Source organism: Staphylococcus sp. URHA0057 (genome assembly GCF_000620265.1).
Taxonomy (GTDB): Bacteria; Bacillota; Bacilli; order Staphylococcales; family Staphylococcaceae; genus Staphylococcus; species Staphylococcus pasteuri.
On record NZ_KK211097.1, the window covers coordinates 250,540 to 266,331 of the forward strand.

General features: G+C 32.9%; 12 protein-coding genes. 5 read left to right on the forward strand and 7 right to left on the reverse strand.

Annotated features, from left to right (window positions below; genetic code table 11):
- Window positions 1-10 precede the first annotated feature (10 nt).
- The 4 genes from cntE (at window position 11) to N524_RS13010 (ending at window position 4,134) form a co-directional block, all read left to right on the forward strand.
- Window positions 11-1,192 carry a staphylopine family metallophore export MFS transporter CntE gene (cntE, locus tag N524_RS0112490; protein ID WP_029056711.1) on the forward strand — a complete coding sequence of 394 codons (1,182 nt, stop codon included), beginning with the start codon at window positions 11-13 and terminating at the stop codon, window positions 1,190-1,192.
- A 217-nt stretch (window positions 1,193-1,409) separates the two neighbouring features.
- Entirely contained in the window at window positions 1,410-2,048 is a 639-nt protein-coding gene (locus N524_RS0112495) for an HD domain-containing protein (RefSeq protein WP_029056712.1), read from the forward strand.
- 235 nt (window positions 2,049-2,283) lie between these two features.
- Window positions 2,284-3,084, forward strand: coding sequence for a CPBP family intramembrane glutamic endopeptidase (locus N524_RS0112500; RefSeq protein ID WP_017637770.1), 801 nt, complete (start codon window positions 2,284-2,286; stop codon window positions 3,082-3,084).
- A 213-nt stretch (window positions 3,085-3,297) separates the two neighbouring features.
- Window positions 3,298-4,134: a Csa1 family protein gene (locus N524_RS13010; protein WP_051522849.1), complete on the forward strand. Its 837-nt coding sequence runs from the start codon at window positions 3,298-3,300 to the stop codon at window positions 4,132-4,134.
- Window positions 4,135-4,394: 260 nt separating this feature from the next.
- Here N524_RS13010 and ggt read toward each other — a convergent pair whose 3' ends face one another.
- From ggt to N524_RS0112525, 4 genes are read right to left on the reverse strand one after another with little or no spacing between them, the layout of a single operon-like run.
- Window positions 4,395-6,407 carry a gamma-glutamyltransferase gene (gene ggt, locus N524_RS0112510; protein ID WP_029056713.1) on the reverse strand — a complete coding sequence of 671 codons (2,013 nt, stop codon included), beginning with the start codon at window positions 6,405-6,407 and terminating at the stop codon, window positions 4,395-4,397.
- A gap of 43 nt (window positions 6,408-6,450) precedes the next feature.
- A complete protein-coding gene (locus tag N524_RS0112515; RefSeq protein WP_029056714.1) occupies window positions 6,451-8,229 on the reverse strand; it encodes an ABC transporter substrate-binding protein in 1,779 nt (592 codons plus the stop codon).
- Window positions 8,230-8,245: 16 nt separating this feature from the next.
- Complete coding sequence (locus N524_RS0112520; protein WP_029056715.1) at window positions 8,246-9,412, reverse strand: ABC transporter permease; 1,167 nt, start codon at window positions 9,410-9,412, stop codon at window positions 8,246-8,248.
- Window positions 9,413-9,416: 4 nt separating this feature from the next.
- A complete protein-coding gene (locus N524_RS0112525) occupies window positions 9,417-10,748 on the reverse strand; it encodes an ABC transporter permease (RefSeq protein WP_123186386.1) in 1,332 nt (443 codons plus the stop codon).
- Between the two features lie 101 nt (window positions 10,749-10,849).
- Here N524_RS0112525 and N524_RS0112530 point away from each other — a divergent pair, with 101 nt between their 5' ends.
- Window positions 10,850-12,445: an ABC transporter ATP-binding protein gene (locus tag N524_RS0112530; RefSeq protein ID WP_029056717.1), complete on the forward strand. Its 1,596-nt coding sequence runs from the start codon at window positions 10,850-10,852 to the stop codon at window positions 12,443-12,445.
- Between the two features lie 148 nt (window positions 12,446-12,593).
- Here the strand turns inward: N524_RS0112530 and N524_RS0112535 are convergent, their stop codons facing one another.
- From N524_RS0112535 to arcD, 3 genes are read right to left on the reverse strand one after another with little or no spacing between them, the layout of a single operon-like run.
- Window positions 12,594-13,310 carry a Crp/Fnr family transcriptional regulator gene (locus N524_RS0112535; RefSeq protein WP_037555835.1) on the reverse strand — a complete coding sequence of 239 codons (717 nt, stop codon included), beginning with the start codon at window positions 13,308-13,310 and terminating at the stop codon, window positions 12,594-12,596.
- Between the two features lie 19 nt (window positions 13,311-13,329).
- Window positions 13,330-14,271 carry a carbamate kinase gene (gene arcC, locus N524_RS0112540; protein ID WP_017637762.1) on the reverse strand — a complete coding sequence of 314 codons (942 nt, stop codon included), beginning with the start codon at window positions 14,269-14,271 and terminating at the stop codon, window positions 13,330-13,332.
- 17 nt (window positions 14,272-14,288) lie between these two features.
- Window positions 14,289-15,719: an arginine-ornithine antiporter gene (arcD, locus tag N524_RS0112545; protein WP_029056719.1), complete on the reverse strand. Its 1,431-nt coding sequence runs from the start codon at window positions 15,717-15,719 to the stop codon at window positions 14,289-14,291.
- Window positions 15,720-15,792: the final 73 nt, after the last annotated feature.

Consider the following 15,792-nt stretch of genomic DNA (forward strand, 5'->3'; position numbering starts at 1 on the left):
GAGTGAGTTAATGAAAGGTGCAATGGCTTGGCCATTTCTAAGATTATATATACTAACTCTCATGTTCTTTAGTGCGAATGCCATTTTGAATGTGTTCATTCCATTACGAGGTCATGATTTAGGTGCAACCAATACAATGATAGGTATCGTTATGGGTGCCTACATGTTGACTGCAATGGTCTTTCGTCCATGGGCAGGACAAATTATTGCACGTGTTGGTCCAATTAAAGTACTACATATTATTTTGATTATTAATGCTTGTGCACTGATATTATATGGATTTACTGGATTAGAGGGATATTTTTTAGCAAGAGTGATGCAGGGTGTATGTACGGCATTCTTTTCGATGTCGCTACAACTAGGTATTATAGATGCTTTACCTGAAGAACATCGCTCAGAAGGTGTCTCTTTATACTCTCTATTTTCAACGATACCTAATTTAGTAGGACCACTCATTGCTATAGGTATTTGGCATCTGGATCGAATGTCAGTATTTGCCGTAGTCATGATTGCTATAGCGTTAACGACAACATTCTTTGGTTATCGTGTCTCATTTGCAGGTAAGGAACCTGATACTAGTCACAAAGTTGAACCCTTACCCTTTAATGGTGTGACTGTGTTTGCCCAATTCTTTAAAAATAAGGAACTCTTAACGAGTGGGTTGATTATGATTATCGTGTCGATAGTCTTTGGCGCAGTGAGTACATTTGTTCCATTATATACTGTGAAATTCGGATTTGCAGACGCCGGTATATTCTTAACGATTCAAGCGATAGCGGTGGTATTAGCTAGAATTTATTTACGTAAATACATTCCATCTGATGGGTTATGGCACCCGTTGTATATGGTGAGTGTGCTGATGTTGCTTGCCGTTGCAGCGATGTTAGTTGCTATTGGACCTAACATACACGCACTCATATTTTATAGTAGTGCCATATTGATTGGTACGACACAAGCACTTGTTTATCCAACGCTAACATCATATCTAAGTTTTGTGTTACCGAAAGCTGGTCGTAATATGCTATTGGGTTTATTTATTGCATGTGCAGATTTAGGTGTGTCATTAGGTGGAAGTCTGATGGGCCCCTTGTCAGATTTAGTAGGATTTAGCTGGATGTACACCATTTGCGGATTGCTCGTTGTGTGTATGATTGTGATGAGTATGTTTAAAGGAGCGCGATATGTTAAATAGAAAGATGTTATTAGTCATAGTCATTTAGTTGAAAATATTAAGCGGTTGTCTTTGTAAACTAATTGCTTGTCTACTTTTTGATGTGAAAATGTGTTCTGAAGTAGTACTTATATGGTATCTCTTTCCTAATATTTGTAACTTTATATTATGTATAAAGATTAACAAGCCCTTATGAGTGGAATAGATGTAATATCACAATGAGAAGGGTCGTATAACCATGATTAGAGATATTAATGAAGTCACTGTTCCAGATAGTAAGATTGTTCAAGATGCACAAGGTATTGTTCACGAACATGGTAATGAATTAATTTGGAATCATTCAAATAGAGTATATTTATTTGGAGAAGTTAAAGGTATTCAAGATAAACTCAAATACGATAAAGAGTTACTATATATTACTGCTTTATTCCATGATTTAGGTCTAACTAATCAATATAGTAGCGATGATTTGCGTTTTGAAGTAGACGGCGCTAATGCGGTGAGACAATTTTTAGAAACGTATAACTATGATGAAAGAGATTTACAATTAGCATGGGATTCTATTGCATTGCATACGACACTTGGAGTAGCAGAGCATAAAGAGAATAACGTAGCACTGTTATACCATGGTGTTGGTATGGATGTGATGGGAGATAATTGGAATCAATATTCTGATGAAATTCGAAAAGCAGTCGTAGATAAATTTCCACGTGGTAATTTTAAACACGATGTTATTAGAGCATTCTACGATGGTTTCAAACATAAACCAGAAACAACATTTGGTAATATCAAATCTGATGTTATTAAATATTTTGAACCAGAATATCCTCAAAATAACTTCTGTTCATGCATTTTACGTTCAAATTGGGATCATTAGATTTGGAACTTAAGTTCGACGGAATATGAAAATTAAATAGGAATTTAAATTAAGGAGTTCTCGTACTAACGTGCGGGAGCTTTTTATTTTGTTTTGAAAAATCATTCTAATCAATTTTTAATGTTAATTATAAAAATAAAGAATACTAATAAACTATTTTTTATTTTGGAGTAATGTTATATTAATTATATAATTAATTAGTTTTAAATATTAAGATATATAAGGTGGTTTTGATATGGAAGAAAATAGATTTGATAACGATAATGTAGATGTAAATAGAAATCAATTTAATCAAGAACAAAGTAATGATATCAAACCTAAAGGAAATCTTGCGCTAAATATTTTAATATTTATAGGTTGGATGATATTAGCACAATTACCAGTTATTGCAATAATAACTCTTGTAAGTCTTTCTGTTAAAGCTGAGGTTTTAAGTATAACAATAGGTACTATTATATATCTTTTTGTTATTGCTATAGTGATTTGGTTAATAAGACGATACTACTTAAATCATACATATGAAAAAACAAAAGGTTTTAGTCTTAAAGACTTAGGTATAGCCATAGGTTGGGCAATTATATTAAGACTAGTTGTATATGGATTCACATACTTACTAAAATTAACCACTGGTTCAATGCAAACAGATAATGATAAATTGCTTTTTGGTGACGTCAATGCTCAAGCACAAGACGCTAGTCAACTTGGACAAGTATTTCCCGTAATTATATTTGTGATTACACTTACTTTTTTAGTTCCATATCTAGAGGAATTGATTTATAGAGGCATTTTTAAAGAAACACTATTTAGAAAATCAGTATTCTGGCTGCCTTTCATACTTTCATCGATTGTCTTCGCCTCACAACATGGCATTAATAATATTATTGCATTTTTAATGTATATGATAATGGGTATGATTTTTTATCTTGCTTACTCAAGAAGAGGTAACATTAAAGACAGTATGACAGTACATATGATTCATAATGGCCTTATTGGTGTTATGATACTCATCAATTATTTTTATATATTGTTTAAATAATAAAGTGATAGTTGAGATAAATGGAGGTTACAGTAGATAACATATTCCTTTCGAAAAAGCAGTCGACGAGAAAAAATATTATAAGAAAATATTAATGTTTCGCTAAAACAGGTCTAGTACTTACATGAAAAGATTTTATTAAAAATTGAAAATGTAAATCACAAAGAACAAGGTGGATTGACTCATTAAAATACAGAAAGAAGTGACTTATAGTTGATTTCTAAAAAATTGTTGAGTGTTATATTACTACCAATCATTGCAGTAATCATCATTATAAGTGGTTATTATGGATTTAAAATTACTAAAGAAAACGCAATTAAAGGTAGTCTTTCACATATATTTAAGCCACTTCCTATGAAAAATCTTGATGTTTTATTTGATAAACAAGGGATAAGAGCTGAAGAAAAAGGTGGCAGGGGATTAGAAGCCGACGACAAAGGTGTATGGGAACTCAAATCCTTTACAACGAAACGTAAAGGTGAAGAAGGGGACACTGTAACTGAAGGTGTTGAGATGAAATTTAATAGACAGACTCATGATGCTAGTGGTTATTACTTTATAGATAAAGATAATTATAACAGTGAGACTTATGAACATGATAAAGAGGAAAAACATTATCCCGTTGAATATAAAAACAAAAAGCTTAAATTAACTAAAGAAGCAAAAGAAAAGGGGATTAGTAAATCATTAGAACAGAAGATAAATAATTTTAAATTTTTAGTAGAATTTGCTGATTATAGTGATATTAAAGATTATAAAAATGGAACCATAACTTATAGTTATGGTGATAGACCGTCTTATACCGCAGAATATCAACTTGATAATAAAGATAAAAATGTAAAAGAGATTAAAAACCGTTTTGATATTAATACGAATAAAGCGCCAAAAGTTTTATTTGATGAATCAGGAAACATAGGTGCTCGTAAAATAGGTGACCAACATATAGAATATAATTTTGTAGATAATGACAAAGAAACCATAACTTATACAGATATCATCGAATTTACACCATCAGAAGACGAAGAGGATAATGAAGTGAGTATTGAATAAAATAATATGGTGAAATTAATAAAAGTAACTATTTTTTATAGTATGTCGAGGTATAAAGTAATTGAATATGTAGACAAAAGAAATATTTATTAGATGTAGAACAAAATATGTTTGCTTATGATGTTTATGGTTATGATGGAAACACAAATATCTCATAATCAATATAAGGCTATAGTTATTACATAATATCTCAAAATGATATATAAATAAAAAAACAAAAATCAAGCTGAGCGGCCCAATTCGGTTGCTCAGCTTGTTTGTTATCTTGTGATACTGTCTCTATCGTATCGATAGTATTTGGCTTGTGTTTCGGTAATGCGTTGTTGTGTATCTTTATAAATAGAAATACCATTTTCAGTTTTATGAAATAGATAATTTAATTGATGAGCAAGTTGTTCAATATTGATAAAACGACTATCCTGACCTTGTTTTTCAATTAAATACTCGACTTCATAGTCTTTTTCATTAATATCAAACAGCAATTCGACAACATCATTTCTTAACCAAAAATCACCATGTTCCTTAATAATCTGGTTCTTAAATAAAGGTAGTCTCACGTGATTGTATTCAATATGATACTGCGTAAAATCATCGATATTTAAATCATTCTCTTTCTCTCTGACATCATAGATAGGGCCACCTGCAACTGTTCCTTCTCTCGTATTATCAGCGCCGCCGATAACACCATTTTCCAAAAATTGTAAACCATGTACATCACCAATATAAGGGTCTGGTCGATGCTCAAAAGCGTGTCCCTTGGCAATAAGTTTCAAAATAAGTGTTTGATCAAATTGTGGTTCCCATTCTATACGAGAAGGGTTACTTGTGTATATTCTTGGCTCATCAATTGCTTCCTGGATAGACATCCCGAAGTCTAAAACGTTGATAATGGTTTGCACGACACTAGCGATGATACTAATTGCACCTGGTGCGCCAACTTCCATGATAGGATGGCCATTTTTAGTTATGATTGTTGGGGCCATATTGCTTAATGGACGTTTACGAGGTTCGACTTCATTAATACCACCTAAAACAACATCAAAGCCATCTATTGTGGTATTAAGTAAAACACCGTAACCTGGAACTGTAATACCAGAACCATAAATCATTCCTATAGATGTAGTGAAAGAAGCTACGTTACCAAATCGGTCTGTTACAGAAAAATGTGTCGTTTCGGTATGGTTTTCATCTATATGAGTATGACTTTCTACACGAGAACTATTACTTAACTCACCATGTTCAATATTAAAATTAGCAATATGTTGATCAATGATTTCGCTACGTTGTTTTAAATAATCCTCATCAATAAGCTCGCTAACTGGTACCTCGTAAAAGTCATCATCAGCAATATATTTAGCACGGTCACTATAGGCAATTTGCATTGCTTGAATCAGATGATGTAAATAATCGATGGAACGGGATCCCATACTTTTTAAATCAAAAAATTCAAGGATTTTTAAAATTTGTATCAATGTGATACCACCTGAACTTGAAGGACCCATAGAATGTATTTGATAGTCTCGATATTGGGCAGTTATAGGTTGTTTGATACGAATATTATAATGCTTTAAATCTTCTTCATTAATTGTCCCACCATATTTGTTTACAACATTTACCAATTGTTTCGCGATATTGCCAGTATAAAATGCGCCAAACCCTTTATCTCTTAGTAAGCGTAATGTACGAGCTATTTCTGGAGATTTAATCCAATCCCCGTCATGGATATAATTATCATCTTCTTTAGTAAATACACGACGTGTTTCATCGTACTTGTTAATTCTTTTAAGTTGTTGTTGTGAATATTTTTCAATCGCCCAATTAGCACGATGACCGTGTTCGGCTAATTCAATCGCCGGGTTGATCAAGTTAGCTAAATTCAATTTGCAATAATGTTTGTGTAAATATTCAAAGAGCTTTGCAATTCCTGGAACCCCCACGATAGAGCCATGTGTCGTTAATTCTAAAAAACTTTTATAGTGTCCTTTTTCATCTAAATAAAAGTGCTTGTCTACATTGCTAGGGGCAGTTTCACGTGCATCAAATGCAATGATATCGCCGACTGTATTGTCATAATATAATAAGTAACCACCGCCACCTAATCCAGAGGCAAAGGGTTCAACAACATTAAGGACTAGTTGAATAGCGATTACTGCATCTATGGCAGTTCCACCTTGATCAAGTATATCTTTTCCCACTTTAGCTGCTAGTGGATGTGACACTGAAACCAAGCCTTCTTGTGAAGTTAAATGATGTTTGAAATGCGTGTCCGACATAGGGATAGTGCCTTCTTTCTAAAATAGAAATCTTTGATACGAGTTATTTTCTTTGATTAATCTCAGATTCAACTTTATCTAAATCTTGTTTTTGTTCGTTGCCTGTATCAAGTAATGGCGTAACAGGTGAACTGATTTTGAATTTATCTCCACGGTAAAACTTAATGAATTGATCTTGGTCTATAGCGTTAACAACAGCTCGTCTTAAATGTGGATTGTCTTTAAATACACCGCTCTTACTATTTAAAATTAAGAATACTGACTTGCGACCATGTTTACTGATCATACTTAAGCCTTTATCAGATTGAATTAATTCAAAATGTTTTTGATCTATGTCAGCGAGTATATCGATTGCATGGTTTCTTAATTCGGACAGTGCACTTGCTGGGTCACTATTGAATTTTAAAATAATATTCTTAATTTTAGCTAGACCGTAACTATCTTTTTCATCGATATTAAAACCTGGATTACGTTGGAAAGTAGCTTGATAATTGTCTTTTTTAGTCATAATGTACGCACCACTTGTAACGAGTTCATTTTGACCGTCATCAGATTTAGGTACAGTATTAGGTGCTCCAAAATCTTTGCCTTCTTCTTTTAGCTTTTCAACATAATGTTTTGATAAAATACCTGCTGATGAGTGTGTTAAATAGTTAACTTCTTTAGGCATTGGTTGATCAGTTGTAATTTTAATAATTTGATATTTACCTTCAGCATTATTAACTTCACTATCTTGATTTGTTATATCTTTAACTTTATAACCTTTAGTTAATGTATCCCATACCGATTTGCCAGATGCTGTTTTAGTCTTCTTAAGTTCTTTCTTATCATCATTTGTTAACTCAGTAATATCTTTAATATGTTTATGCATATTATAAGTCACATGGTTAGGAACGGCATTTTTATCTCTAGCACGGTTGAGACTGAATAGGACATCGTCTGCTAATACTTTTTCATGTGTATTTTCTGCTTTGCCATTTTTTACTTTTGCAAAATAGTTATCGTCTCTTAATAAGAAATAAAATGCATTGTTATCTTTGTTAGATGTATAGCTACGACTAAGTGATCCATCAGTTGTGATTTTGTCATTATCATTAAGTGTTAATAAACGTGTATACATGTTCATATTGATATTGTAGACATTAGGCGCAATAGAACGAATAGGGTCTAGAGATTGGAATTCACCATCAGGTTGTGTCATCACTAAAGGTCGTGTATTACGTAATTTTTTATCATTATAATCAAATTGTTGCCAAATAAGTGCGCGAGAATTAGGTAAACCAACACTATTTTTATTTAAAATTTTATTGTCATAAACGAGATTTTTCTTCGAACCATATAAAGGTGCCATGAATCCTTCGTCGAATATCACTTTATCTTCTAACTTTTTATATGTATTTTTAGCTTCAGAAGTATTTTCTTTAGATGCTTTATTGATTAGTGCATCGATTTTAGGGTCTTTAATCAAGCTATTTGAGCCTGTAGAGCTAAATATTGCATTCATTGCATAGTTAGGATCACCAAATACTGTTGTCCAGTCATCGATTTGAATATCATAATTACCAGCTTGACGTTGTGTACGATAACTACCGTAATCAGGTTGAACATTCATCTTTACGTTAAAACCAGCTCGTTCTAATTGTTGTTTAACAATGTTCATATCATTTTGATAGCTCGCTTGACCTAAAAAGCGAATCGTCGGTTTAGTACCTTTAACGTTGACTTGTTTGTTTTTATCTTTTGTATCATCCTTGCCAGGTACACCACAACCACTTAGTATCAAAGTTAAACTTACTGTTAATGTTAATAAAATTCTTTTCATATAAAATCATCCTATCTTATTGAATCTTCGGATCTAGTGCATCACGGACAGCATCCCCGATAAAATTAAATGCGAGAACAAGTAACATGATGCATAACCCAGGAAATATGGCTAAATTGCTGTGCGTTTCTAAAAAGTTACTTCCAGTTCTGAGTATGTTTCCCCATTCGGGAACATTTGGTGCTACACCTAATCTCAAGAAACTCAAGCCACTTGTAGTTAGTACAACGACACCTATATTTAATGAAAATCTGACAATCATAGGTGCGAGAGTATTAGGTAAGATGTAACTCCATAAAATACGACGATGACTTTCTCCGGTAATTTGAGCTGCTTGTATATATTCCTGTCGTTTGATTTCGAGTACATTTGCTCTCATAGTTCGAGCAAAGGAAGGTATATTACCAATACTTAAAGCAATGATTAATGTTAATGTACTAGCGCCAAACGATGCGATAATCGCAACTGCTAATAATAATGTTGGTATCGCAAAAATAATATCAAGTATGCGCATCACCGTATTGTCCACTTTAGTAAAGTAGCCTGCAATCATACCAAAAAGGACACCGAACAGAACTGAAATTACTACTGATGTGATTGAAATAAAATAAGTTAATTTAGTACCCACCACGAGTCTAGTAAATAAATCACGACCAAAATCATCAGTTCCAAAAGGGTGAGCTAAGCTTGGACCTTTTAATAATTCATTGAATTGGTTTTGGGTTGCTAAAGAAGTATTAAATGTGTAAATACCAGTAATTGACAATGTTAGAAGATAAGTTAGTAAAGCAAAACTCACTAAAGCGACTTTATGTTGTTTAATCTTGCTTATAAACGCTTCCCAACTATTGTATATATTGTATTTTGATGTATGTTCGTAACGGAATAGACTCACGAACATTAACAATGTGAATAGATTACCGGTAATTGTCGTTAATATGAGAACGACATAGGTAAGCCAACGATATACTTTATGAGATTGTATTTTACTTTCTGAAAATCCAATAGTAGCCACTACGAGTGTCAAGATAATTAATATCAACTGTGCAATGTAAAACGTATTTGAAACATTACCTTTGAATAAATTGAGTAAAGTAGTGACAAAAGTTAATACAAATACAGATACTGCAGAAATGGTAAACAGTTGTAGTGAACTGAGTTTTGTTATTGAAATTTGTGGCATATAATTACACCCTTTCCTTAATTTCTTCACGAAGTTGAGGGTCAATCATGACATAGAAAATATCTATAACTAAGTTGATGAGTGAAATGACAATTGAAATGTAAATAACACCACCCATAACTGCTGGGATATCTGGCACAAATTGCTTTTGAACAATGTATCGACCTATTCCATTAATATTGAATACTTGTTCAGTTACTGCTGATCCGCCTAACAATTCTACAAATAATATTCCAATAAGTGTCACAATAGGGATGAGTGCATTTTTTAAAATATGCTTTATGACAACTTGAGATTTAGAAATACCTTTAGCATATGCAGTCATCACATAATCATTGCGCATCACTTCTAATACAGATGAACGTGTCATTCTCGTAATAGATGCAGCAATTGCAGTACCAATGACTAGTACAGGTAATATTAGCGATAAAGGATCATTGGGAACATACGATGGTGGTAAAATATCTAACCTAAGTGAAAAAGCTAAAATGAACAGTAATCCTTGCCAAAAGTTAGGAATAGATAATCCAATTAAAGCGATAATCATCAATGTAATATCAATCCAACTATTACGTTTAAATGCACTAATAATCCCAATAGGTATAGCAATGACTAGCGCTACAATTAATGCCAACACAGATATTGTTAATGTAATAGGTATTCTAGATCCTACAGCATCAGAAACAACTTCATTACCTTTAAAGGTAGTACCTAAATCAAATGTAAATACTCCTTGTATCGTTTCCCATAACTGAATAAGATATGGATCGTTTAAATGGTGTAGTTGATTAAATTTTGCAAATTGTTCTTTTGTCGCATTAGGTCCTAAAATACTATATGCCGCATCTAAAGGTGATAAATATAGTATTGTAAAAACAACAATGACTACACCAATAATGACAACTAGCGTCATAATTATGCGTTCGAAAATATAACGTACGATTGGATTGAGATAAAAAGACAACACAACAAACAATGGTAAAGCTAAAATTATTTTTATAATGGGAAATTTTCCGAATAAGATGTTTGTATATAAAGTGGGAAAATCAGTTGTAGTATATTGATTATCACGGCGATGATGACTGTGATAAATATTTCTAGCTTCTTTCTGGAGTTGCGATCGAGATTTACGCCGATTTAGAAATTGATATTTTTTCTTTAGTGCTTGTTCTAATTTATATTCGTCTTGGATTTGCACTAATGTTGTTTTTTGATGGTGTTTTAACAAATAAACTAAACTAGCATACAAAAATATCGGAAGACTAAGAATTGAAAAAATCATTTTATAAAGTCCTTTATTATAAAGAACTAAAAAGACTTTTCGATAATTTGACATGGGCATCACTCCTTGAAAAATAATCTTGATTAAATTACTATGATATATAATAAAAGTATTATAGAATAAAAATTGTAATTTGTGAATAGGGAGGAATGATTATGTCATCTTTTTTAGAAGTTAAACACCTTGGAGTATCATTCGAATATGAACAACATTCCGTTAAAGCAGTTCAAGACGTAAGTTTTAAATTAGATAAAAAGAAAGTGTTAGCTATTGTGGGTGAATCAGGCTCTGGAAAGAGTATTACAGCTAAATCGATTATGGGATTATTACCTGATTATCCTCAGCACACTTTAACTGGGGAAATTAAATTTAATGGGAAAAATTTATTAAATCTTTCTAATAAAGCATTTCAAGGTATACGAGGAAAAGATATTGCCATGATATTTCAAGATCCTTTATCGTCGCTCAATCCCAGAATGACAATAGGTAGTCAAATTATGGAAGTAATTTTAAAGCATCGTAATATTGATAGAAAACGCGCGAAAGCAATGACAATTGATATTTTAGAAAGTGTAGGCATTAGAAATGCTCAAGATAAATTACATGCTTATCCATATGAATTTTCTGGTGGGATGCGCCAACGTGTCATGATTGCAATGGCATTAGTATTAGAACCACAAATCTTAATTGCAGATGAACCAACAACAGCACTTGATGTTAGCACACAAAATCAACTTTTAGAATTAATGAAGCGATTATATAAACATATCGAAACGTCTATTTTATTTATTACGCATGATTTAGGTATTGTATATCAATTTTGCGATGAAATGATTGTTATGAAAGAAGGCAGAGTTGTTGAGAGTGGTGATGTCAAAACTATTTTCAAAAATCCAAAATCTGACTATACGCGACGTCTTATTAATGCCATTCCGGATTTGCACGCACCTAAACAACCTAGAACTATAAGTGATCAAACATTATTGAAAATCGAAAATGTAAGTATCGATTATACTAAGAGTAATGGCAATGAATTTAGAGCAGTAAAAAATATTAATCTTGAAATTAAAGAAGGGGAATCATTAGGAATTGTAGGTGAGTCTGGCTCAGGGAAGTCTAGTTTAGCTAAAGCATTAGTTGGTTTAAACAATGTTTCTGAAGGAATGATTTGGTATCAAGACTTGCCGTTAAATTTATTTTCTGCTAAAGAAATGAAGTCTTTGCGTAAGGATATACAAATGATTTTTCAAGATCCTTATTCCTCTATTAATCCTAAATTTAAAGTTATAGATATTATCGGTCGTCCTTTAAAATTATATCGATTTGTCACAACACATGAAGCATTAGTTAAAGAAGTGAAACGTTTATTAACACGTGTAGGGTTAGATGAAAGTTTCTTATATCGATATCCACATGAATTATCGGGTGGTCAACGTCAGCGTGTTAGTATTGCACGTGCCATTGCCATTAAACCTAAATTATTAATCTGCGATGAAGCGGTGTCTGCATTAGATGTTTCAATACAAAAGGATATCATTCAATTACTGAAACAACTTCAAGATGATTTAGGAATGACATATATATTTATTACACATGATATGGGTGTAATTAAAGACATGTGTGATCGTGTTGCAGTTATGCAATATGGAACAATTGTAGAAGTAAATGATGTTGAAAGTATTATTGAAAGACCACAAGAGACATATACTAGAAATTTAATATCACACGTTCCAGTGATACCTCATCGATAAGTTAACATAAAAATTAAAGGCACGACTCGGTTCAGCTAATTCTGACCGGGTCGTGCTTTACTTATAACAATCATTTAATTGAACAGGAGGTCATATTGAATCATTGTTACGTATAAATGGGATAAAGTATAAATTCATGGGAATAAAATTACAACTCTGAAATTTGTTTGCTTATAATCCAATTTTTATGATGCTTAAGTAAAATATTGTGTTCTTTTAATTCTTGAATAATATGTCCAGTTGTTTCACGTGAAATGCTAGCAAGATCACTAATCATTTGAATTGTTAAAAATGATTTGATTTCGTAAAATTCATCGTTATCATAACCAATCATGTGACATAAGTAGATTAATAGCTTAATCACGCGTGCTTTTGCACTTTTAGAACTTAAAGCCATATGATATTCAATTTGTTGTCTTTGGTTGTCACATAACAATTGATAGATTCTAATAAACACTTTATCGTTATTTCTACAAAGGTATTCGATTAATTCAATAGGAATGGCAATCATAATACAGTCTGTGATAGCAGTACACATTTCATTAGTTGTTTTGTCTTGAAATAAATTGTGCATGGGGAACAATTGATCATCTTTATTTAAGAGTCTGTATACATCACCATTCATATTAAAATGTTCTCTCAGTATATAACCGTCGATGAGATAATATACATGAGTTAATTCATCAGAAGAATAGTAAATAACTTGTCCTTTATTGTATTGCCTAACAATGCATTCATTTTTATACGGTTGTAGAGCTACGGCAGGGATGTTTATAAATGCGGCTAAACGCTCAAGACACTGCTCACTACGATTTGTGATTAATGAATTGTCGATTGTTGTGTTTCTAGATTGGTTGATTGTCATAAACGCACCACCTTAGTGATTAATGCTTGATTTGTGTGCCAACTTGTCCTTTGAAAGCGTCATAAGCATGTTCTAAATTAGTAATAATCGCACGTCGACCTTCACCGCTTTCAACAAAATCAATTGCTGCTTCAATTTTAGGGAGCATAGAGCCTTCAGCAAATTTACCTGCTTTAGCATAGTCTTTTAAAGTTTCTACATTAACTTGTGTTAATGCCTCTTGGTTAGGTTGATTATAGTTGATATAAACATTTTCTACGTTCGTTAATATCATTAGCGTATTAGCATCGATGAGTTGTGCTAAGCGTTCGCTGGCAAAATCTTTATCTATTACAGCTTCCACACCTTCATATGTGTCATTTCGCTTAATAACTGGAATGCCGCCGCCACCACATGCAATGATGATGTTTTGATTTTCTACTAATGTACTAATGAGTTGATGCTCTAAAATAGACACTGGCAAAGGTGAAGGTACCACTTTACGGTAGCCACGTCCAGCATCTTCTTTATATGTTGATTCTGGATTGTCTTTTTGTAGTTGGTCAGCTTCTTCTTTAGTGTAAAATGGTCCTATTGGTTTAGTAGGATTAGACATACGAGGATCATGTTCATCAATTTCTACACGCGTAATGACAGTACCTGCGCGTCTAGGACTATTAATCTCTGAAAGCACTCTGTTTACTTCAGTTTCTATCCAAAAACCAATCATACCTTGTGTCATAGATCCACAAACATCAAGTGGCATGGCAGGTGTTTGCGGACTATCAGCTTTAGCCTGTTGAATTAACATACTACCAATTTGTGGTCCATTACCATGTGATATAACAATATCAGCGTCTGTATTGAATAAAGGTTTGAGCGCTTGCATTGTTGAACGTATTGCTTTTCTTTGTGCGTCAGCGGAACCATCGTCAGTTTGAATGGCATTTCCGCCTAAAGCAATGACAATTTTGTTGTCCATAAAGTTTCACTCCTTACTTAGAATACATCTACGGCACCAGTTATTAATCTGATAATACCGATGATTGCTAGAATTGTGATTAATACAAAGAATATATAATCTAATTTTGTTAAAGGTTTTTTATTATTTTTTTGAACGGTTTGGTAAACGAACAGTCCTGGGATATAGAGCAACATGGTTAATAATAAGTAGTCTATTCCCGCAGCATAAATCAACCAAATCGCATAAATAGAAGATATAATACCGATTACCCATTGTTTTGTTGTAGCACGATCCTTAGTTAAGTATGTGTATTTAACTTGATAGAAAGCACTAAACATATATGGTATAAGAATGGCACTAGATGCCAATGAAAAGGCAAATTGATATGCACTTTCTGTAAACAACATACTGATTAAGAAAATTTGTACTAGTATATTTGTGATTAATAAAGAGTTAACAGGTGCTTTATTTTTGTTTTCCTTAGCAAACCATTTAGGAAATAGTCCATCTTTGGCAACTACAAATGGTAACTCTCCAGCTAATAATGTCCATCCTAGCCATGCACCTAGAACTGAAATAATTAATCCTATATTGACTAGCACAGATCCCCAATGTCCGACAATATGTTCTAATACTGCTGCCATTGATGGGTTAGATAACTCAGAAATGTGGTTTTGTTGTATAACACCTTGTGCTAGTACTGTCATTAAGAAATAGATGACTAATACTGAAATTAAGCCAATAACGGTAGCAGTACCAACGTCTTTTTTACTTTTAGCACGACTTGAAAAGACAACCGCACCTTCTATACCTGTGAAGACCCATACAGTTACAAGCATGGTACTTTTCACTTGGCCTAAAGTATCACCCCAACTGAACATACCAGTATCTCCAGATGTCATACCGAATAAACCTGCTTTAAATGTGTCAAAGTTGAAGACTGCTATCATACATACAATGACAAGTAAGATAGGGATTAATTTAGCTACAGTAACAATACTATTGATAAAGGCAGCTGTTTCTACTCCTTTTAAAATAAGGTAATGAACACCCCATAATAAGACAGAAGCTACGATAATACTTGGGAGTGTATTTCCGCCTTTGAAAATAGGGAAGAAGTTACCGACTGCTGACATTAATAATGTGGCATAAGCAACGTTACCTAGAAATGCTGCAAACCAATAGCCCCAAGCACTTGAAAATCCAATAAAATCACCGAACCCAGCTTGTGCATAACTATAAATACCACCATCTAAATCTTGTCTTTCATTTGTTAGATTTTGAAAGACAAAGGCTAGGGAAATCATACCAATTGCAGTAATGATCCAACCGATAGTAATAGCTAAACCACCTGCTTGGTTACCCATGTCAGAGATAATGTTAAATGCACCGTCACCAATCATTGAACCAATGACGAGGCCAATCAAGGAGGTTTTACTTAGTTTATTTGTATCTGATTCGCTCATGTGTCATTTCTCCTTTGAATAATTAAGCAGGTTCAGTTAGTGATACGTATTTGGATGTATAGTGATATGAGGA

Excerpts from the sequence above, each read along its gene's own strand:
- N524_RS0112525 (WP_123186386.1), bottom strand. The coding sequence starts at position 10,748 with ATGTCAAATTATCGAAAAGTCTTTTTAGTTCTTTATAATAAAGGACTT.
- cntE (WP_029056711.1), top strand. The coding sequence starts at position 11 with ATGAAAGGTGCAATGGCTTGGCCATTTCTAAGATTATATATACTAACT.
- arcC (WP_017637762.1), bottom strand. The coding sequence starts at position 14,271 with ATGGACAACAAAATTGTCATTGCTTTAGGCGGAAATGCCATTCAAACT.
- ggt (WP_029056713.1), bottom strand. The coding sequence starts at position 6,407 with ATGTCGGACACGCATTTCAAACATCATTTAACTTCACAAGAAGGCTTG.
- N524_RS0112495 (WP_029056712.1), top strand. The coding sequence starts at position 1,410 with ATGATTAGAGATATTAATGAAGTCACTGTTCCAGATAGTAAGATTGTT.
- N524_RS0112530 (WP_029056717.1), top strand. The coding sequence starts at position 10,850 with ATGTCATCTTTTTTAGAAGTTAAACACCTTGGAGTATCATTCGAATAT.
- N524_RS0112535 (WP_037555835.1), bottom strand. The coding sequence starts at position 13,310 with ATGACAATCAACCAATCTAGAAACACAACAATCGACAATTCATTAATC.
- N524_RS0112500 (WP_017637770.1), top strand. The coding sequence starts at position 2,284 with ATGGAAGAAAATAGATTTGATAACGATAATGTAGATGTAAATAGAAAT.
- N524_RS0112515 (WP_029056714.1), bottom strand. The coding sequence starts at position 8,229 with ATGAAAAGAATTTTATTAACATTAACAGTAAGTTTAACTTTGATACTA.
- N524_RS0112520 (WP_029056715.1), bottom strand. The coding sequence starts at position 9,412 with ATGCCACAAATTTCAATAACAAAACTCAGTTCACTACAACTGTTTACC.
- arcD (WP_029056719.1), bottom strand. The coding sequence starts at position 15,719 with ATGAGCGAATCAGATACAAATAAACTAAGTAAAACCTCCTTGATTGGC.